This window comes from Actinobacillus succinogenes 130Z (assembly GCF_000017245.1).
GTDB lineage: Bacteria > Pseudomonadota > Gammaproteobacteria > Enterobacterales > Pasteurellaceae > Exercitatus > Exercitatus succinogenes.
Genome location: NC_009655.1, coordinates 1773196 through 1792111 on the forward strand (window position 1 = coordinate 1773196; position 18916 = coordinate 1792111).

Consider the following 18916-nt stretch of genomic DNA (forward strand, 5'->3'; position numbering starts at 1 on the left):
CGACCGCTCTGTTCTATTCTAATTATAGCGATCAAGAAAGGAGATCATTATGAAGTTTAATAATATACTCGTCGTCCTAAACCCTGAAAATGAAAAGCAACACGGCTTGGCTCGTGCGGTTCGTTTAGTGAAAGAGCAAAAAAGCGAGCAATTAGTGAAAATTACGCTATTCCTTGCGGTTTATGATCTTTCTTATGAAATGTCAGCGTTGCTTTCATCAGAGGAACGCAACGAAATGCACCAGAGTGTCATTACCCAACGTCAACAAGAAATTCAGCATTATATCGAAAAATATACCGATTCGGCGATTGAATTCAATACGTTAGTGGTTTGGAATAATAATGAAGCGGAAGCTATTGCGGAAGAGTTCGAAAAAAATCAATACGATTTGGTAGTGAAATATACTAAAGAGGAAGAAAGTGTCGCTTCCATTTTCTTCACCCCGGTGGATTGGCAGTTACTGCGTAAATGCCCGGCACCGATGTTAATGGTGCGCGACGGCGACTGGAAACACCAACGTCGTATTCTTGTGGCGGTAAACGTTTCCGGCGACGAAGACTATCATGAAGAATTTAATCATTATTTAGTCAACCTGAGCATCGATTTGGCCGATACATTGGAGCGCGGAAATATTCATTTAGTCAGCGCCTATCCGCCGACCCCGATCAATATGGCGATCGACTTGCCGGAATTCCACACTAAAGAGTACATCAACGGTATTCGCGGACAACATCTACTGAACATGAAAGCTTTACGCCAAAAATACGGAATTGATGAAGACCATACCCATGTTCGCGAAGGCTTCCCGGAAGAAGTGATTCCCGAAGTCGCCGAAGAACTCGGCGCGGAATTGGTGGTGCTCGGCACGGTCGGACGCACCGGCTTATCCGCCGCCCTGTTAGGCAACACCGCCGAACATGTTATCAGTAAGTTAAAATGTAATTTACTGGCGATTAAACCGCCAAGAAACGAGGATGAATAAAAAATCGATTAATTTTTGACCGCACTTTTTATACATTTTGAGAAGACGCGTGGAGGATTACTTTATTTCTTCCACGCTATTTTTATCTATATAAAATACTAAAATCTTATATAGCTTCCCATTAATCAAACGGCGGATTTTAACTGATTGATACCAAACAAAAAGGATTAGGTTTGCATAAAAACCTAATCCTTTAATCGGTTTTGTTAAATTATTTTGGTGAATTATTCGCCGGTAACAAATTTCACACCGTTATCAATGTCAGTTTGCAAGGTCGGTAACATCGCTTCAAGCGCTTGTTGCTCAAATGCGCTTAATGTACCTAACGGCAGAATTTCTTCTACGCCGTTTTTACCCAAACGAACCGGTTGTGCAAAGAAACGGGCGAATTTACCGTCGCCTTCAATATAGGCGCATTCCGTAATCACTTCGCCGTTTAATGCGCGAGCCATGGAAACCACAAAACGCATTGCCGCATACGCCATGGAAAGTGTAGCGGAACCCGCACCGGCTTTAGCTTCTACCACTTCGGTGCCGGCATTTTGGATGCGGTGAGTTAAATCTTTTAATTCCTGCTCGGTAAATTCCACATGCGGAATTTGTGACAACAAAGGTAAAATCGTCACACCTGAATGTCCGCCGATAACTGAAATATCGTTACGGTTGATTTCAATATTTTTCGCTTGCACGATAAATTTTTCGGAACGGATGGTATCCAGCGTAGTAATACCGAATAATTTCCGTTTATCGTATACGCCCGCTTTTTTCAGCACTTCCGCCGCAATCGGAATAATCGAGTTCACCGGATTAGTGATAATGCAAACACAAGCCTGCGGGCAAACTTGCGCAACTTTTTCCACTAAATTCTGGATAATACCGGCGTTAACATTAAACAAATCCGCACGAGTCATACCCGGCTTACGCGCCACACCCGCACAGATTAAAACGATATCCGCCCCTTTTAATGCCTCGGACGGATCATCGCCGCCGAAACCTTCCACTTCAACCGAAGTCGGAATATGGCTGATGTCTTTCGCCACACCGGGGGTGACCGGCGCAACATCGTATAAGCTTAAATCGCTTTCTGCCGGAAGATGTAATTTTAACAACAATGAAAGAGGTTGACCGATACCGCCGCTGGCGCCTAATAAGGTTACTTTCATGAGATACTCCTCGATAATATTAATAACTTGAACTGGGTAGATTTTACGAAGAAAAAAAATGAAACTCAATTAAATATTCATCTATTTTTACGATCTAAAACAAGTTTTTATCATTTATTTTTCGAAAACGCTCAAATCACAATAAACTTAAATTTTTATTGATTAATTTTGAATTTTTATGCAGAATTTATGCAATATTTCGACTTAAAAACTGATATATTTCTATTTATGACCGACAATAAAACAGATAACCTATTACAGGTTTTTAAAGCGTTACTCGCGCAGGAACGCTTCGGTTCGCAAAGCGAAATCGTCACCGCACTGCAGGAAATGGGATTCAGCAATATCAACCAATCCAAAGTTTCCCGCATGCTTACAAAATTCGGCGCCATTCGTACCCGTAATACCCGCATGGAAATGGTCTATTGCCTGCCGAACGAAATGAGTGTGCCCAATACTAGTAGTCCGTTAAAAAATTTAGTGCTGGATATTGATCACAACCAGTTGTTAATCGTAGTGAAAACCAGTCCCGGCGCGGCACAGTTGATTGCCCGCCTGTTGGATTCCGTAGGCAAAGCGGACGGTATTCTCGGCACCATAGCAGGCGACGACACTATTTTCATCACGCCGACCACAGGCACGTCTATTGACGAATTAATGGAAAATGTAAAACGCTTATTTGAGAATTCACTCTAATGCAAATATTCATTACGGGCGGTACGGGATTTATCGGGCAGGCATTAGTTAAAAAATGGCTTGCCGGTCACCACCGTATCACCCTACTCAGCCGCAACCCGCAAATCGCCGAACAACGTTTTCGGCATCGCATAAGTGCGGTGGATTCCCTTGATGTTTTTCCGCATTTCAATCAATTCGATGCCGTTGTTAATCTTGCCGGCGAACCGATTTTCAACTGTCGCTGGACAGGTCGGCAAAAAACACTGATCCGCCAAAGTCGCATAAATTTAACCGAAAAACTGACCGCACTTATCAACCGCAGCACGCATCCGCCGCACTGTTTTATTTCTGCCTCCGCTACGGGTTATTACGGTGATAAAGGACAAAAGCTCGTCACCGAATCCGACACGCCGAGCGAAAGTTTTACCGGACAACTTTGTGTAGCCTGGGAACAGGCGGCAAATGAAGTGAAAAATCAGGAAAAAACGCGGGTTTGTCTGTTACGTACCGGCATGCCGTTGGCGACATCCGGCGGTGCGTTAGGAAGTATGTTACCGGTTTACCGTTGGGGATTGGGCGCCAGATTGGGCAGCGGAACCCAGATTATGCCGTGGATTGCCCTGCCCGATATGATTCGCGCCATAGATTTTCTTTTGCAAAACGCCGACTGTCGCGGCGCTTTCAATCTCAGCGCACCGAACTTGGTCAGTTATGCCGAATTCAACCGCCTGTTAGGATCGCAGTTAAACCGACCGCACTTTACCGTTGTCCCCGCTTGTTTGTTACGCTTATTATTCGGCGAACGCGCCTGTTTGCTACTTGACAGCCAAAACGTGTTTCCCGAAAAATTATTACAGGCGGGATTTCAATTCCGATTTCCCGAACTTAAGCCCTACCTCCAGCGCATCTTACCCTCACGCCATAAAAAACGAAGATAAAATCGATTCGGTTACGAAAGCTGACGGTGAACCCGTAAAGCATAAGCATCCGACATACCGGCGATATAATCGCAAATAATCCGTTTACGCCCCTCCGCCTCGGCATTCTGCCAACGTTTCACCGTATTTCGTGGCAACAGACGTTCCGGATCGCTTTCGAAAATTTGAAACATATCCGTTAAAATACGCTGCCCGCGAAATTCAATGCGTTGCGTTTCTACATCGCGAATCACATATTTGAATACGAAATCCTTGAAAATATTCAGCACGCAAATCACGTCATCCGGCAATTCGGCGTTATAGCGCAATAACGGATCAGTAAAATCCGCCGTCATTTTCCAACGGACATGAGTAATAAAATAATTTACCAACGCACCGATGGCATTTTTGCGTTCATAATGGTAATCGGAGAACAGCTTTTGCGTCAACGTGTCCACGTTTTTCCGCATCCAATCCGAAGAACAGTTTTTCAGTTCGTCATACGCCGCCTGCCACTGACTTTGCGAAATCAATCCCACCACGACGGCATCTTCCAAATCATGTACACCGTAAGCGATGTCGTCCGCCAGCTCCATAATGCTGCAATCCAACGATTTATAGACGGTTTTCAAAAACTCTTGAAAATTCGACCGCACTTTTCGAAATGACGTGAACAAACGGCGATCGGTGTCGGACAGCGGTTTCAACAGCCAGTTGATCATCGTTAAGTCATCACGGTACAGCCCCTTACTCGGGCGCCAGTCAATCTGACGTAAATGCCCCAAATCCGTCGGATGCGGTAAATCCAAGAGGGAATATTGCGGTGAAGCTTCATCTAAAATAGCGGGATATTTCACTAACCCCAGAACGGTACGACGGGTTAAATTCATACCTGCTTTTTCCGTATAGGGTTCCAATTTAGTGACGATACGAAAAGTTTGAGCATTGCCTTCAAAACCACCGGAATGACGCATCATAGCGTTTAACGCGGTTTCGCCGCCGTGCCCGAAAGGCGGATGCCCGATGTCGTGAGCAAAGCACAGCGTTTCAATCAGATCGTTACTGGGCAATAACGGTTTAAGCACGGATTCTAACTCTTTACTACTACAATTTAATTGTTCGGTAAGTGACGTGAAGGCTTCGGTAAAACGTAATTGGGAAGCCAAACTGCTACCGATTTGCGCCACTTCCAGAGAATGAGTTAAGCGGGTACGATAGAAATCGTTCTCTCCCACCGCATGGATTTGTGTTTTGGCCTGCAAACAGCGAAACGCCGCGCTGTGCAGAATACGGGCACGGTCGCGGCGAAAAGGCGGTCGGTGATCTTTTTCTCTCGGTCGGTCGGCTTGAAAACGCTCAAGCCAAGCGGAATTCACGGACAATATCATAGGCTGAAATAAATTAAATTGAATATTAAGGGCGCCAACAATGAGCTGATAATACCACAAAGCACCAATGAAATTGAACTGTAACTGCCCGCCCGTTGATCCACTTCCATCAGACTGACGGTGCCTAAGGCGTGCGACATGGATCCTACCGCTAAGCCGATTGCTTCGTGATTTTTTATCCGTAATTTTTTCATAATCAGATAACCGAACAGGGACCCCTGCAAGCCGGCCAGAATAACGCCTACCGCCGCCACGGCCGGCACGCCGCCCAAATGTTTCGACACTTCCATGGCAATGGGCGTCGTCACCGATTTGGAAATCACCGACGCCACGATCTCAGGATTCGCCCCCAACAACACAGCCGTGCCGGCACCTGATACCATCGCCAAAACCGAGGCCAGTAAAGTTGTCAGCAAGACCGCTTGCCAGCGTGCGGCGATTTGATGAAGCTGCTCGTACAACGGTAACGCCAGCGCCACCACACTGACGCCCAATAGATTATTTAACGGTGCATTGCCTTTCATGTAAGTATCGTAAGGCACGTCCGCCGCCAACAAAATCCCCACCAGAATCAACACGGTTAATACAAAAGTATTCAGTAACATGGATTTTAAACGTTTATTGATTTGTAACGCTGTAAAGAAAGCGGCGACAGTCAATAAAGAAAATAAGATGATCATGTTCGCTCCTTAAGACGTTTTTTGATGACTTTTTTGCGGAGTTTTTTAAAAGAATGCAGAGAAAATAAATAATCTCCCGCTAAGCCCACTACAACCAGTGTAGTTAAAGAACTCACTACGTTCGGAATAACCAAGGCTTTGGCCTGGGAAATCAGTAAATCGGAATATTTCATAATACCGACACTCACCGGCACAAACAGTACCGCCATGTATCGAATCAATAAGCCGGCACCGAAAAAGATCCAATGCACTTTAATAAGCTGCGTAGTGAGCCCTAAAAACAGAAGCAACAATCCGATAATACTACCGGGAATACCGAGCGGAATCAGGTGAGTAATCCGCTCGCCAAGAAACAGCATTGCGTATAAAATAACGAACGAGCGAGCAAGCTCCATCGCTTTTTTCGGTAAATCATATTTTTCAAGCATAGATAACTTAACTTTTTTTGAAAATTTGCGAAATTATTTTACACTCTTTTCATTGAATTGTTACCTTTAATAGGTATAAAAACTTGATATAAACTAACATTATGCGGAACAGAGCCCTTTTTATTGCGTTATCGGTCATTTTTTTAACATTTAACGCGCAAGCGAACCGTACTTTATCCTGTCGCGTGGTAAAAATTTCTGACGGCGACACCTTAACCTGTCTCGCAAATAATCATAAACAGCTTAAAGTCCGCCTGGACGAAATCGATGCACCGGAACGCGCACAACCGTTCGGCAGAAAATCCCGCCAGATGTTGGGACGGTTAGTACACCAAAAACAGGTGACATTGCGTATTACCGGTTATGACCGTTACCACCGTTTGCTGGCGACGGTTTATAATACCCGACAAGAAAATATTAACCTGAAAATGGTGCAACTGGGCATGGCGTGGGCGTATGGCAAATATGTGAAGAATCCTGCTTATATCGATGCGCAGCGAAAAGCGCAACATGCCCGAATCGGTTTATGGCAGGATCCTAATCCGATTCCGCCCGCTCAATTCCGTCACCCGAAGAAGAACAAAGAGAAGAAAAAATAATGTTTGACGTTCAGCAATTCCGCCGACAATTTCCCTATTTCCAACAGCCGGATGCCGTCGTTTATTTCGACAACGCGGCAACCGCCCTGAAACCGCAATGTTTAATCGATGCGACTGTGGCATTTTATCAGTCAGCCGGTTCCGTTCATCGCAGTCAATATGACGCAAAACAGACCGCACTTTTCGAACAGGCGCGTTCGCAAGTGAAAGAATTCATTAATGCGCGATCGGAACGGGCGATTATTTGGACATCCGGCACTACACAAGCCATTAACACCGTTGCTAACGGATTGATTCCGCACATTCGACCCGATGACGAAATTATCATCAGCGAAGCGGACCACCACGCTAATTTTGTTACTTGGCATGAAATTGCCGGAAAGTGCGGAGCAAAAATCCACGTTTTACCGATTTCGGATCAATGGTTGATTGACGAAAACACCTTAATTCAAGCGTTAAATCCGCGCACCAAGCTGGTAGCGCTCAATTTCGTATCCAATGTTACGGGAACGGAACAACCGATAGCCCATTTCATCCGTTTAATCCGTCAACACAGCCAGGCGTTGGTTTTAGTGGACGCTGCGCAAGCAATCAGTCACCTGAAAATTGACTTGCAAGCACTGGACGCGGATTTCATTGCCTTTTCCGCCCATAAAATTTACGGACCTAACGGCATCGGTGTGTTAAGCGGAAAACCGGCCGCACTTGAACGGCTTCAACCGTTGCAATACGGTGGAAAAATGGTAGCGTTCGCCTCAGAAAAGGAAATCCGTTTTGCCGATTTACCCTACCGTTTAGAAGCCGGCACACCGAATATTGCAGGCGTTATCGGGTTTAATGCGGTATTGGCATGGTTGTCGCAATGGGATTTCGCCGCAGCGGAAAAACACGCCGTAGCGTTATCGGAACAAGCAAAAGTGCGGTTAAAAAAATATCCGAATTGTCGCTTGTTTACCTCGCCGACGCCAAGTTCCGTGGTCAGTTTCGTCTTCGACGGCATCGCCTGTTCCGATTTGGCCACGTTGCTGGCGGAACAACAGATCGCCCTGCGTACCGGCGTACATTGCGCCATGCCTTATTTGACAAGGATCGGCGTATCCTCTACCCTGCGTTTGAGTTTCGCCCCTTACAACACGTCAGAGGAACTGGATCAATTGTTCCTCGCCTTAGATAACGCCTTGGATTTATTGGCCTAATAACCGGTAATCCGTTGCATAAAAAAGATTATGGATATAAAACAATCGTTACTGAACGCCCAAAACTGGGAAGATAAATACCGCCTGCTGATTCAGCTTGGCAAAACCTTAACAAAACCCGAAAATCTGCAGGATTATGCATCGATTCCGGGTTGCGAAGTAAACCTATGGGCTAAAATTACGCAAAATTCCGACCGCACTTTAACCCTTTCCGCCTACAGTGAAGCGCGGATTATGAACGGGTTATTGGCAATTTTAATGAACGAAGTTAACGGTAAAACGGTCAAACAACTGCATGACTTCCATTTTTCAGACTTTTTTCATGAACTCGGCATTGCCCAACGCCTGAGTTCGACCCGCCTGAATGGATTACAACAGATCGAAACACTGCTTAAGGAACGAGAATGACTTCCCGTCGAACTTTTTTAACGCTCGGCACCGGTGCCGTCTTGGCGATAACGTTGCCTAAAATGGTATTTGCCGATACTGAAAATACACCGCAAAAACTGATTGTATTAAACCAGGTTTTCGCTGACGGCGCTAAGTGGGTAGGCGTCGCGATTCAATATACCGAACCATTACAGGCCGCCGATTTACCCCGCTATCGATTTTTAGTACAAAACCGTAAAGTGCTCGGGCTTTATGTCACGGATTCATTGAAAAACGGCGCTAAAAGCGAAGGTAAATTCGTTGTTCTTAATTTGGATCCGCAGGATGAAGCGGCTGATTTACTACAAAAAAAACCGCACGAAACGTCGGTTAAACTCAAAGTCGGCGAAAAGAAAGACGATTCGCCGGAAATGAAATCGGTGAACGGTTCCGTTGTAATAAACGGACAAATGTTTACCACAAACGAGAACAAAACTGCGATTTTAGATGATTTTAAACAAGAACGCTGGCAGGATCCGGAAACCGGTAAAACCGTGAAATATAATCTGTTCGTCCCCCCAAATTATCAGTTCAACCGACCTTATCCGCTGGTGCTGTTTATGCATGACGCAGGCGTAACGGGTAACAAAATCAAAGCGCCGCTGTATCAGGGCTTGGGCGCGATAGTTTGGGCTTCGGCGGCGGATCAAATCCAACGTCCCGTATTTGTACTGGCGCCGGCCTTTGATGAAATCGTGGCGGATGACGAGGCGCAGACTTCCGACTATTTAGACGCCACAATTCATTTGATTAAACATTTAATCACGCAATACAATATTGATACATCGCGACTTTATGCAACGGGTCAATCAGGCGGCGGTATGTTAGCTATCGCCATGAATATCCGATACCCGGATTTTTTTGCCGCGAGTTATTTGGTGGCTTGCCAGTGGGATCCTGCAAAAGTCGCACCTATGGCGAAAAGCAATTTATGGATCACCGTCTCCGAGGATGATGCCAAAGCCTTTCCGGGACAAACCGCCATTATGCAGGAGCTGGAAAAACAGGGAGCTAAAGTCGCACGGGCGGTTTGGGATGCGCAATGGTCGCAGGAAGAATTCCAACAGGCATATGCCCGATTAACCGCAACCGATGCCAATATTTATTTTGTGATGTTCCGTAAAGGCTCGGTTTTTGCTGCGGGCGAAAATCCGGTAAATCCGGGATTAGGGCATATCAACACCTGGAAATATGCCTATGCTATCGAACCCGTGCGTAACTGGTTGTTATCACAACAAAAATCTGCCTAATTTTGACCGCACTTTACCCGGTTAAACCAACCAAAGTGCGGTAAAGTTTTTAATATTTTTTCCATTTGGGAAGTAAATAAGGATAGGGGTTGTTTATTTTCATCAACCGCCCCGATATACGACAGCATTTATAGATAGGTATGCTTATGTCCGAACAACATCATCATTTAGATAACACGCAACATATTGTCGCCATCGGCGGCGGACACGGTTTGGGGCGTGTTATGTCCGCATTAAGTTTCATGAAAGAACGCCTTACCGGCATCGTCACTACCACCGATAACGGCGGTTCCACCGGACGCATCCGCCGTCAACACGGCGGCATTGCATGGGGCGATTTACGTAACTGTCTTAATCAGATTACCGCCAAACCCACTACAGCCTCAAAAGTATTCGAATACCGATTCAGCGGACAAGGCGAACTGGCGGGACACAATCTCGGTAATCTTATTCTGAAAGCGCTGGAAGATATGGAAATCCGTCCTACTGAGGCCATCAATCTGATTCGTAACTTTTTACGGGTGCGATCTTATTTGATTCCCATGTCCGAACAACCGGTGGATCTCGGTGCCGTGTTGACTTCCGGTGAAAAAATCATCGGTGAAGTGGCAATCGATAAACTGATCAACGAAATACCGGATTCTATTTTTCTTGATCCGATCGTGCACGCCACGCCCGAAGCGGTATCTGCCATTCAACAGGCGGAAGTGGTTTTATTCGGACCGGGCAGCTTTTTAACCAGTATCATGCCGTCCCTGCTGATTCCCGAAATTATTCAGGCATTAAAAAACAGTCGAGCCAAGAAAATTTTTATCGATAATCTCGGCATCGAACATAGCCCGGCGGCGGCACTATCGCTGACGGATCGTATTCGCTGGATTCATCGGGTGATGGGCAAAAATATCATTGACGGCGTGATTACCACGCCTCAATATACTGACGATAAACATCTGCCGAATATTAAAGTATTGGGGCGCAAACTGAATGCCGATGATGTCATTTATCGGCATGATCGCGATCGGTTATGCGCAGCAGTCGACGAAATGATCAAAATTCTGACTTGATAAAATGATCGAAATTCTGACCGCACTTCAAAAATAAAAACGGGTTAACCATTATCGTTGACCCGCTTTTTCACAAGTTTAATTTTTCGTTAAATCCCGCTAAACGCCTGTTCAATATCCGCCAGAATATCCTGTACGTTTTCAATGCCGACGGACAAACGGACAAGTCCGGCCGACACATTGATTTTCGCCAGCTCTTCTTCGCTCATTTGTCGGTGGGTGGACGTTGCCGGATGCAGGGCGCATGTGCGAATATCCGCCACATGCACTTCGCGGGAAATCAACTTCAAGCCGTTCAGCCATTTCGAGGCTGCTTCCCGTCCCCCTTTAATTTCAAAGGAAATAACGCCGCAAAGTCCGTTCGGCATATATTTTTGTTTTAACGCATAATCCGGCGAATTTTCCAACGCCGGATAACTCACCATATTGACTTGCGACTGGTTTTCCAAAAATTTTGCCACTTCTAAGGCGTTTTCATAATGTGCTTTCATACGCAGAGACAAGGTTTCCATCCCCAGATTCAGCAAAAAACTGTTTTGCGGAGCCGGCGTCGCACCCAAGTCACGCATTAACTGTACTCTCGCCTTTACAATATAGGCCGCCGCACCGAATGTTTCCGTATAAATCAATCCATGATAAGACTCGTCCGGACGGGTAAACGCCGGGAATTTTCCGTTATGCCAGTCAAAATTACCGCCGTCAATCACCGCTCCGCCCACGGCAACCGCATGACCGTCCAAATACTTGGTCGTACTGTGTACCACAATATTGGCGCCAAATTCGAAAGGACGGCAAAAATACGGCGTAGCAAAAGTGTTATCAATAATCAACGGCACTTGTGCTTTTTGAGCTAATCGAGCAAATTTTTCAATATCCAGTACCCGTAATTCAGGATTAGCGACGGTTTCACCGAATACCGCTTTGGTATTCGGTCGAATCGCCTGTTCCAGTGCTTCCAGCGGTAGGGTTTGATCTACAAAAGTAACCTCAATACCCATCTTTTTGAAGGTATGCGCAAATAAATTATAAGTGCCGCCGTAAATAGAAGTAGAGGTAATAAAATGATCCCCGGACTCCAAAATATTCAACAGGGCATAAAAAGTCGCCGCCTGTCCCGACGAAGTACATAAAGCCCCGACTCCGCCTTCCAGCGCCGCCAGTTTTTCTTCTGCGGCATTGGTCGTCGGGTTTGCCAAACGGGTATAGAAATAACCGGCCGTTTTCAAATTAAACAAATCGCCTATATCTTCCGTACTGTCGTACGTATAAGTGGTGCTTTGGACGATAGGCTGAACCCGAGGTTCGCCCGATTTCGGGCTGTAACCCGCATGTAAACACTGAGTTTCAAATTGCATAAAAATTCCTTTTGGTCGAATTAAACTTAAATATCGCCGTTATCTTCCATCATCTCATGGAGATTTTCAATCGTGATCCGGATTCTTTTTTATCATTTCTATCATGAAATACTTTCATAAACAAAACCGCTTGCAGACGAACCTGAAGCGGTTAAATACCGAATACCGACATCGATTCGGATTAAATACCGAACCCGCCGTCAACGCCGTAGTCGGAGCCGGTCACGTAACGGGCATGCTCGGATGCCAGAAATGCAACAATCGGCGCAATTTCATCCGGTTCGCCGAAACGTCCCAACGGCACCGCACTGCTTACCGCCTGTTTATAGGCGTTCATCTGTTCTTCGCTGAAACCTAGCGCATCATGGATTGAAGTATTCGCCGCACCGACGGACACGCAATTAACCCGAATACCGTAAGCGGCCAACTCTTTCGCCCAAGTGCGGGTTAAGCTCAGCACTGCCGCTTTACTGGCGGTATAAATACAATTTCCCGGCATCGGATTATGTACCAACCCCGAGATGATATTGACAATATTGCCTTTACTGGCTTTCAAATAAGGTATCGCCTGTGCCGTCACATCGATCACCGCCCGAACATTTAATGCGAAAGTGCGGTCAAAATCCGCTAAGTTTATATTTTCGATCGGCGTCATCGGAGCGATGCCCGCATTATTTACCACAATATCCAGCTTACCGAATTCTTCCTGAATTTCCGTCAGAACACGGGCAATATCCTCCGATTTCAGCACATCGGCGACAAGGTATGTAATATTCTCATGCTGTTCGGCGCTTTCTTCCAAAGTCGCTTCATTGCGGCCGATAATCACCACATTAGCCCCGTCTTTCGCCATGCGTTTGGCGATAGCTCGCCCGATACCCGTACCACCGCCTGTCACCAATGCCGTTTTGTTCACTAAGTTTGCCATCTTGTTCTCCTTATTCCCTGTTGAATCTTTTGTTTACTCATCATAACGTTAGAAAAGAATGCTGTAAACTATTGGTACGGATTGACTCCATCGTTCGCCCCGGTTGGGCCACACGCCCTTTTCCGTGTAATATGACGAAGGTACTATAACCGTGTTTTTAATAACAATACGTTTACTAGTCACACGCGCCACACACAATAAATTTTCTGATTTTCGAATATTATAAGATAAAATTTTACATAGATAATTTTATAAAAATATTTGATGTAGAACGGTTCTCATTTGGTGAGGAAAATATATGGACGGCAAAAATCGAGCAAGCATAAACGGAATCGAATTACGTATTAAAGGAAAGGTACAAGGCGTCGGTTTTCGTCCTTTCGTATGGCGACTCGCCAACAAACACCATTTAACCGGCGACGTCAATAATGACGGACTAGGCGTTCTTATTCGGTTAACGGAAACCGACGATAACATACTCGCCCGTTTTCTGCAGGATTTACAAGAAGAGTTACCGCCTTTGGCTGCCGTCACCGATATTCGACAATACAAAAAACAGTGGGAAATTTCACCGCACTTTCGCGGCTTTCAGGACTTTACCATTCGAGAAAGCGAAAATAACACTATGGATACCCAAATTGTGCCGGATGCCGCCACCTGTCCCCTTTGCGTAGCCGAATTGTTCGATAAAAACGACCGTCGGTTCCGTTATCCCTTTATTAACTGCACCCATTGCGGACCGCGCTTTACCATTATTCGCGCTATTCCTTACGATCGCCCGAATACTTCCATGGCGCAATTTCCGCTCTGCTTCGATTGCGAAAAAGAATACCGGGATCCCGCCGACCGCCGCTTCCACGCCCAACCCAACGCATGCTCCGATTGCGGACCGCACATTTGGCTGCAAAATGCCGAAACTATCCTTGCCGAACGGAATACGGCATTGCAACAAACGGCGGATGCGCTGAAACAAGGTAAAATCGTTGCCGTTAAAGGCGTGGGCGGTTTTCATTTAGCTTGCGATGCGACCAATCAAAGTGCGGTCAAATTATTACGGGAACGGAAACATCGCCCCGGCAAACCGCTGGCGATTATGGTGCCCGGTTTGGCGAATTTGCGGGATCTGAATACTGAAGAAATACGGTTGCTGACATCCGCCGCCGCGCCCATTGTGTTGCTGAAAAACCGCAAAGTGCCGGAAGTTTGTCCGCTGATTGCGCCGAAACTTAATGAAATCGGCGTCATGCTGCCGGGCAATCCGCTTCAGCATTTATTATTGCGGGAAGTCAATCGCCCGCTGGTGATGACTTCCGCCAATCCGAGCGGCGAACCGCCGGTACTGGATAATCAAAGTGCGGTCAAATTTTTGAAAGATTTGGCAGATGTTTTTCTCTGTCACAATCGCGATATCCTACAACGCGCCGATGACAGTTTGGTACGCGCAGCATTTGACGGCACGGAGACTTTGCGCCGCGCCCGCGGTTATGTACCTGACGAAATTCAGTTAAAGCTGAACAATACGCAACATATTCTGGCATTAGGTTCCGATTTAAAAAATACTTTCTGCCTGCTGAAAGGTGATAAAGCGATAGTCAGTCAGCATATAGGGGACATCGCTAACGAAAAAGTGCGGTCACAATTAGAACAGAATTTAACCTTGTTCCGACAAATTTACCAATTCAAACCGGACAAAATCGTAGTAGACGCTCATGGCGGTTATTTTTCCAGCCGAATAGGGAAAGCTTTGGCTGAAAAACTCGGCGTTCCCTGTGTAGAAGTCTTGCACCATCATGCCCATATCGCCGCGGTTTGCGCAGAACATCATTGTAATAACCCCGTCATCGGCTTAGCCTTAGACGGCATCGGTATGGGTGAAAACGGACGACTTTGGGGCGGTGAATGCCTCTATGTAAATGGTGCGGAATGTCGTCATCTCGGCGGATTGCCGGCGGTTGCCCTGCCCGGCGGAGATTTGGCGGCGAGCCAACCGTGGCGCAACTGGCTGGCGCATTTATATCGTTTTGTGCCGAACTGGCGGGAAATCGCCGTACAAACCTGTAGCCATCAAAACTGGCAACTGCTTGCCAAAGCGATTGAACGCCAAATAAATTCACCGCCGATTTCCTCCGCCGGACGCTTATTTGACGCCGTCGCCTACAGTTTAGGTATTGCACCGGAAAAATTAAGCTGGGAAGGCGAAGCCGCCTGCCAGCTGGAAGCGTTGGCGTCACAATCCTCACTTACAGGCTTATCGGGCACCGATGCGGCAAATAATATCCGGTTAGACATGCCGTTGAAAGATCATCAGTTAGATTTAGCGGTTTTCTGGCAAGGGTGGATGCGAGATAAAAGCGAAATCGCCGATAAAGCCTTTGCCTTTCATTTTGCACTGGCCCAAGGTTTGGCGGATTTAGCCCGCCAACAGGCGCATAGATTGCATTGCCGAACTATCGTGCTTAGCGGAGGTGTCATGCACAACCGACTGCTACGGCGTTTATTAAAAGAAAATCTGGCTGAATTCAACGTACTCAGCGCTCACCAATTCCCTATGGGCGACGGCGGGCTAAGTTTAGGACAAGCAGTTATCGGCGCAATTTAGCACATTTGGTGACACCATAACCGTTTAGATGCAGTAGTTTTGAGAGCGCTCGAATTCGGTTTTGATAAAATCATCACAGTGCTTACTCGTTCGCCGGAATATTGCAAACCATTGCGTGCCGATTCGAAAAAACAGCAGTTAAGGGTAAATCCAATAATTTTACAAAATTCTTTAAAAACAATAACTTGTCAAAGCAAGAGCTTATTTTTAGATAACGGTATTTATCTCTTTTTCCAATGTCGCTACAAATCGGCTCATTTCCTGAATAAAGCGTTCGGCGCGTTTTTCGCCGAATGCCTGCACCGCACGCTGTTCGATTTGATTGAGTTCGTCGATTAACGGCTCGGCAACCGCCTTGCCTTGTTCGGTCAGATGCAGTTGTTTTTCCCGCCCGTCCGTACCGTTGGCTGAAAAGGCGATTAAGCCGTCTTTGTGCAGTTTTTGGCAACTGGCGGAAATGGTTTGCTTCGGCAAGCCCCATTGTTTGCAGATATGTTTTTGGGTGCAAGCGTTTTCTTTAACAAGAGTATGCAGCACCGCCAGAGTGCTGTAATTCAGCCCTTTTGTTTTTATCCATTGTTCATACAGGCTGAACATATGGCTGGCGGTTTGCCCGAACAGATCAAACGAGTTCATCCATCACTCCTGCGGAATCCTGAAATCTCAAACGGGCGTTATCATAAATCCAGTTAAAAATCAGGGCGTAAAGCGTAATCGCCAGTGTCAAGCCGACATCGGCAATAAAGGCGTGCCACAGGCTTAAATTCAGCAGATACGCAATCACGGGAATGGTAAAAATCAGCAGCCCCGCTTCAAAGCTGATGGTGTGAAAGACGCGCAAACCAAAGCCGCGGGTTTCACGCGGGGCGGTAAAAATTTTATCGAAACCGTAGTTAAAAACGAAATTCCAAACCACCGCCATCAGCGCCATAACAATGCTGACGCCCACGGCTGAGCCGGTGTCTGCCGGAGAAAGCAACAGTACCAGCACGGTAGAAACGGCCACTGCGCCGAGTTCAAATAAAACGGAGTGAAAAACGCGTTCTTTTACGCTCATCGGGTTGGATTGAATTTGGCTCATTATTTTCCTCATTAAATGGCACACTAGTCTAAAAGCAGACTATTATAGTCTACAAATAGACTATTTCAAGTATTTTTTTGATTGACTTTCCTGCCCGAGAATGCGATAAAATTCGCCTCATTCACTACATAAGGCTTTTTTATGAAAAAAGTTATTTTATTCGGCGCTTCAATGGCCGTTTCCGCTTTAACCGCCTGCCACTACACCTCCCCGGCGGCGGGAATAGCCAATCCCGCTTCGGAATTTTGCATAAAACAAGGCGGCAAGTCCGAAATCCGTAAAGATAAAGACGGCTCCGAATACGGCGTCTGCCATTTGCCGAACGGTGAAACGGTGGAAGAATGGGAATACTTCCGCCGGCATCATCAGTTATAAAAACCTTTATTTTTCATTAAGGTTAAATATTTTTAATCCGATTTTAAGTTAGTATTACCTCAAAAAACCTAAAAAACAGGAATAATGTTATGACTCCACAAGATATTCAAACACTCATTGATTTTGAACAGCAGATACAGTAGCAATGGAGCAAGGGCGATCCGACCGCCTATATAAATGCACTGGCCGAAGATGTCACCTATATTGATCCGCTTGCCAAGCACTTTCTTATTGGCCGTGAAGCGGTGCGTGCCCATTTTCAAAGCATCAATAACGGCGGACCTACTAAAATCAGCCGACAAGAATACCATAACGAAACCGCACGGGTACTCAGCGGGAATGAAGTCCTGCTTATTTCTAACTTTACCACCTATCGGCAGGACGATAATGGCGATGAAACCTTGTTTTTGTCGTGGAATATGTCGCTGATTTTCCGTAAATCCGACGACAAATGGTTGATGACGCACGGACATCTGTCTTTGCGTAATGCCTTCGACCCCGACAGCCTGCCCAGACTGCGTGATATATGGAATAAAAACAACCTTTAAAATAAGCCTCAAAATACGTATATGAAAGATTTTGTCGCTCTGGATTTTGAAACCGCCAACCGTGAACGAAGCAGTGTATGCAGTATAGGTTTAATGTTTGTGGAGAACCGACAAATCAGCAAGACTTATTATCAGCTGATTAAGCCTGTTCCTCACTTTTACAGAAGTTTTAATACCCGGATAATAGCGAATGCCGTCTGAATATTCAGACGGCATTTTTACCTTCTGCAAGCGGTCGGATTTTATGAAAACTTTGCAAATTCCGACCGCACTTTTTACCGCTCAAACCCTTCTTTTAACACCTCCAACACCTCTCGTACTTTTGCCGATTGGGTGCGGTTGGCGGTTAAAGCGTAGATAGTGCGTTCGGGCAATTTGGCTTCGGGTAGCACCTGTTGTAATTTGCCGCTGTCCAATTCTTGGCGAATGTCTCCATCCATCATAATCGTGATGCCCAAGCCCAAGATTGCCAATTCTTTAGCGGTAATCGAATGATTCGGGCAGTCGATGCGGTTTTCGGGCAACACTCGGCTTAAACCTAAATGCGACAAGGAACCGAGCAACACTCCGTCATGGAAGTTCAGCCAATGTGCGGTGCATAAATCAGCAATTTTTTCAATGGGGTGTTGACGGAGATAGTCGGGCGAGGCACAAATGATAGTCTGCCATTTTGCCAGCGGACGGGCGATCAGGCGGTCATCATCAGGCTCCGGCATGGTGCGAATGGCAATATCAGGAGCGTTGTCGTCCAACATATTCACCACGCCATCACTTTCCAATAATGAGAGCTGAATTTTCGGGTAACGGGCTCGAATTTGCTGCACCACCCACTGCATCGACGGATTGTGAATCTCCACCGTGGAAAGCGTGATGCTGACCTGTCCCACAGGTTCGGCACGCAGATTCTGCATAGCTTCGTCGGCCTGTTTCATCAGATTTACTAAATCATTGGCGTGCAACAGCAGCAACCTGCCTGCATCGGTGGGCGACAGGCTACGTGTGGTGCGGTTGAGCAATTTGAGTTGATAGTGCTTTTCCAGCTGCTTAATGTGATGACTGACTGCACTTGCCGTCATTCCCAAATGAGGTGCGGCGGCGTTCATACTGCCGTATTTCAGCACGGTGGCGTAAATAAAAAGAAGTTTGGCGTGTTCCATTATCAAATTCTGCTTGAAAGTGTTTGTTAGTTTTATGGGATTATCAAATATAAAAGGAAAAACTACAATACGCTCGTTTTCAAAACAAACCAATAATTC

At 46.2% G+C, this 18916-nt stretch carries 19 protein-coding genes and 1 pseudogene; 11 read left to right on the forward strand and 9 right to left on the reverse strand.

Annotated features, from left to right (window positions below):
* The first annotated feature begins 49 nt into the window (after positions 1-49).
* Entirely contained in the window at positions 50-982 is a 933-nt protein-coding gene (gene uspE / locus ASUC_RS08345; RefSeq protein WP_012073342.1) for a universal stress protein UspE, read from the forward strand.
* A gap of 224 nt (positions 983-1206) precedes the next feature.
* On the opposite strand, the gene mdh is transcribed toward uspE, so the two are convergent.
* On the reverse strand, positions 1207-2145 hold the full coding sequence (mdh, locus tag ASUC_RS08350; protein WP_012073343.1) for a malate dehydrogenase: 939 nt from the start codon (positions 2143-2145) through the stop codon (positions 1207-1209).
* A gap of 228 nt (positions 2146-2373) precedes the next feature.
* On the opposite strand from mdh, the gene argR reads away from it, so the two are divergent.
* Both argR and ASUC_RS08360 read left to right on the forward strand, forming a co-directional pair.
* Positions 2374-2841 (forward strand): transcriptional regulator ArgR, encoded by a 468-nt coding sequence (argR, locus tag ASUC_RS08355; protein ID WP_041834800.1) that lies wholly within the window; start codon positions 2374-2376, stop codon positions 2839-2841.
* Positions 2841-3761 (forward strand): TIGR01777 family oxidoreductase, encoded by a 921-nt coding sequence (locus tag ASUC_RS08360; RefSeq protein ID WP_012073345.1) that lies wholly within the window; start codon positions 2841-2843, stop codon positions 3759-3761. Before argR ends, ASUC_RS08360 begins: the two co-directional genes overlap by 1 nt.
* Before the next feature lie 11 nt (positions 3762-3772).
* On the opposite strand, the gene ASUC_RS08365 is transcribed toward ASUC_RS08360, so the two are convergent.
* From ASUC_RS08365 to ASUC_RS08375, 3 genes are read right to left on the reverse strand one after another with little or no spacing between them, the layout of a single operon-like run.
* A complete protein-coding gene (locus ASUC_RS08365; protein ID WP_012073346.1) occupies positions 3773-5128 on the reverse strand; it encodes an anti-phage deoxyguanosine triphosphatase in 1356 nt (451 codons plus the stop codon).
* A complete protein-coding gene (locus ASUC_RS08370; protein WP_012073347.1) occupies positions 5125-5808 on the reverse strand; it encodes a CidB/LrgB family autolysis modulator in 684 nt (227 codons plus the stop codon). The genes ASUC_RS08365 and ASUC_RS08370 overlap by 4 nt, the downstream gene beginning before the upstream one ends.
* Positions 5805-6236, reverse strand: coding sequence for a CidA/LrgA family protein (locus ASUC_RS08375; protein ID WP_012073348.1), 432 nt, complete (start codon positions 6234-6236; stop codon positions 5805-5807). Before ASUC_RS08375 ends, ASUC_RS08370 begins: the two co-directional genes overlap by 4 nt.
* A gap of 101 nt (positions 6237-6337) precedes the next feature.
* Between ASUC_RS08375 and ASUC_RS08380 the strand changes: the two genes are divergently transcribed.
* From ASUC_RS08380 to ASUC_RS08400, 5 genes are all read left to right on the forward strand, one after another.
* The gene (locus tag ASUC_RS08380) at positions 6338-6835 is read left to right on the forward strand and encodes a thermonuclease family protein (protein WP_012073349.1); all 498 of its coding nucleotides are present in this window, start codon (positions 6338-6340) and stop codon (positions 6833-6835) included.
* On the forward strand, positions 6832-8031 hold the full coding sequence (locus ASUC_RS08385) for a cysteine desulfurase (RefSeq protein ID WP_041834653.1): 1200 nt from the start codon (positions 6832-6834) through the stop codon (positions 8029-8031). Before ASUC_RS08380 ends, ASUC_RS08385 begins: the two co-directional genes overlap by 4 nt.
* Before the next feature lie 30 nt (positions 8032-8061).
* Complete coding sequence (locus ASUC_RS08390) at positions 8062-8439, forward strand: SufE family protein (RefSeq protein ID WP_012073351.1); 378 nt, start codon at positions 8062-8064, stop codon at positions 8437-8439.
* On the forward strand, positions 8436-9710 hold the full coding sequence (locus tag ASUC_RS08395) for an alpha/beta hydrolase-fold protein (RefSeq protein ID WP_012073352.1): 1275 nt from the start codon (positions 8436-8438) through the stop codon (positions 9708-9710). The genes ASUC_RS08390 and ASUC_RS08395 overlap by 4 nt, the downstream gene beginning before the upstream one ends.
* A 146-nt stretch (positions 9711-9856) precedes the next feature.
* Positions 9857-10774, forward strand: a complete 918-nt coding sequence (locus ASUC_RS08400; RefSeq protein WP_012073353.1) for a gluconeogenesis factor YvcK family protein — start codon at positions 9857-9859, stop codon at positions 10772-10774.
* A gap of 89 nt (positions 10775-10863) precedes the next feature.
* Here the strand turns inward: ASUC_RS08400 and ASUC_RS08405 are convergent, their stop codons facing one another.
* On the reverse strand, positions 10864-12129 hold the full coding sequence (locus ASUC_RS08405; protein WP_012073354.1) for an O-acetylhomoserine aminocarboxypropyltransferase/cysteine synthase family protein: 1266 nt from the start codon (positions 12127-12129) through the stop codon (positions 10864-10866).
* Between the two features lie 181 nt (positions 12130-12310).
* Positions 12311-13057, reverse strand: a complete 747-nt coding sequence (locus ASUC_RS08410; protein ID WP_012073355.1) for an SDR family NAD(P)-dependent oxidoreductase — start codon at positions 13055-13057, stop codon at positions 12311-12313.
* Between the two features lie 322 nt (positions 13058-13379).
* Between ASUC_RS08410 and hypF the strand changes: the two genes are divergently transcribed.
* Positions 13380-15656 (forward strand): carbamoyltransferase HypF, encoded by a 2277-nt coding sequence (gene hypF, locus ASUC_RS08415; RefSeq protein ID WP_041834801.1) that lies wholly within the window; start codon positions 13380-13382, stop codon positions 15654-15656.
* A 207-nt stretch (positions 15657-15863) separates the two neighbouring features.
* Here hypF and ASUC_RS08420 read toward each other — a convergent pair whose 3' ends face one another.
* Entirely contained in the window at positions 15864-16292 is a 429-nt protein-coding gene (locus tag ASUC_RS08420; RefSeq protein WP_012073357.1) for a MarR family winged helix-turn-helix transcriptional regulator, read from the reverse strand.
* On the reverse strand, positions 16279-16737 hold the full coding sequence (locus tag ASUC_RS08425; protein ID WP_012073358.1) for a PACE efflux transporter: 459 nt from the start codon (positions 16735-16737) through the stop codon (positions 16279-16281). The genes ASUC_RS08420 and ASUC_RS08425 overlap by 14 nt, the downstream gene beginning before the upstream one ends.
* Before the next feature lie 141 nt (positions 16738-16878).
* Between ASUC_RS08425 and ASUC_RS08430 the strand changes: the two genes are divergently transcribed.
* Together ASUC_RS08430 and ASUC_RS11175 are read left to right on the forward strand one after the other, a co-directional pair.
* Entirely contained in the window at positions 16879-17112 is a 234-nt protein-coding gene (locus tag ASUC_RS08430) for a putative hemolysin (RefSeq protein ID WP_012073359.1), read from the forward strand.
* Between the two features lie 158 nt (positions 17113-17270).
* Positions 17271-17660: pseudogene (locus ASUC_RS11175) on the forward strand (YybH family protein); the annotation flags it as partial.
* A gap of 275 nt (positions 17661-17935) precedes the next feature.
* Here the strand turns inward: ASUC_RS11175 and ASUC_RS08440 are convergent.
* The gene (locus ASUC_RS08440; RefSeq protein ID WP_012073362.1) at positions 17936-18817 is read right to left on the reverse strand and encodes a LysR family transcriptional regulator; all 882 of its coding nucleotides are present in this window, start codon (positions 18815-18817) and stop codon (positions 17936-17938) included.
* Positions 18818-18916 lie beyond the last annotated feature (99 nt).

Bases quoted from the DNA above. Each gene is read 5' to 3' on its own strand.
- uspE (WP_012073342.1), top strand. From the start codon at position 50: ATGAAGTTTAATAATATACTCGTCGTCCTAAACCCTGAAAATGAAAAG.
- mdh (WP_012073343.1), bottom strand. From the start codon at position 2,145: ATGAAAGTAACCTTATTAGGCGCCAGCGGCGGTATCGGTCAACCTCTT.
- argR (WP_041834800.1), top strand. From the start codon at position 2,374: ATGACCGACAATAAAACAGATAACCTATTACAGGTTTTTAAAGCGTTA.
- ASUC_RS08360 (WP_012073345.1), top strand. From the start codon at position 2,841: ATGCAAATATTCATTACGGGCGGTACGGGATTTATCGGGCAGGCATTA.
- ASUC_RS08365 (WP_012073346.1), bottom strand. From the start codon at position 5,128: ATGATATTGTCCGTGAATTCCGCTTGGCTTGAGCGTTTTCAAGCCGAC.
- ASUC_RS08370 (WP_012073347.1), bottom strand. From the start codon at position 5,808: ATGATCATCTTATTTTCTTTATTGACTGTCGCCGCTTTCTTTACAGCG.
- ASUC_RS08375 (WP_012073348.1), bottom strand. From the start codon at position 6,236: ATGCTTGAAAAATATGATTTACCGAAAAAAGCGATGGAGCTTGCTCGC.
- ASUC_RS08380 (WP_012073349.1), top strand. From the start codon at position 6,338: ATGCGGAACAGAGCCCTTTTTATTGCGTTATCGGTCATTTTTTTAACA.
- ASUC_RS08390 (WP_012073351.1), top strand. From the start codon at position 8,062: ATGGATATAAAACAATCGTTACTGAACGCCCAAAACTGGGAAGATAAA.
- ASUC_RS08395 (WP_012073352.1), top strand. From the start codon at position 8,436: ATGACTTCCCGTCGAACTTTTTTAACGCTCGGCACCGGTGCCGTCTTG.
- ASUC_RS08400 (WP_012073353.1), top strand. From the start codon at position 9,857: ATGTCCGAACAACATCATCATTTAGATAACACGCAACATATTGTCGCC.
- ASUC_RS08405 (WP_012073354.1), bottom strand. From the start codon at position 12,129: ATGCAATTTGAAACTCAGTGTTTACATGCGGGTTACAGCCCGAAATCG.
- ASUC_RS08410 (WP_012073355.1), bottom strand. From the start codon at position 13,057: ATGGCAAACTTAGTGAACAAAACGGCATTGGTGACAGGCGGTGGTACG.
- ASUC_RS08420 (WP_012073357.1), bottom strand. From the start codon at position 16,292: ATGAACTCGTTTGATCTGTTCGGGCAAACCGCCAGCCATATGTTCAGC.
- ASUC_RS08425 (WP_012073358.1), bottom strand. From the start codon at position 16,737: ATGAGCCAAATTCAATCCAACCCGATGAGCGTAAAAGAACGCGTTTTT.
- ASUC_RS08430 (WP_012073359.1), top strand. From the start codon at position 16,879: ATGAAAAAAGTTATTTTATTCGGCGCTTCAATGGCCGTTTCCGCTTTA.
- ASUC_RS08440 (WP_012073362.1), bottom strand. From the start codon at position 18,817: ATGGAACACGCCAAACTTCTTTTTATTTACGCCACCGTGCTGAAATAC.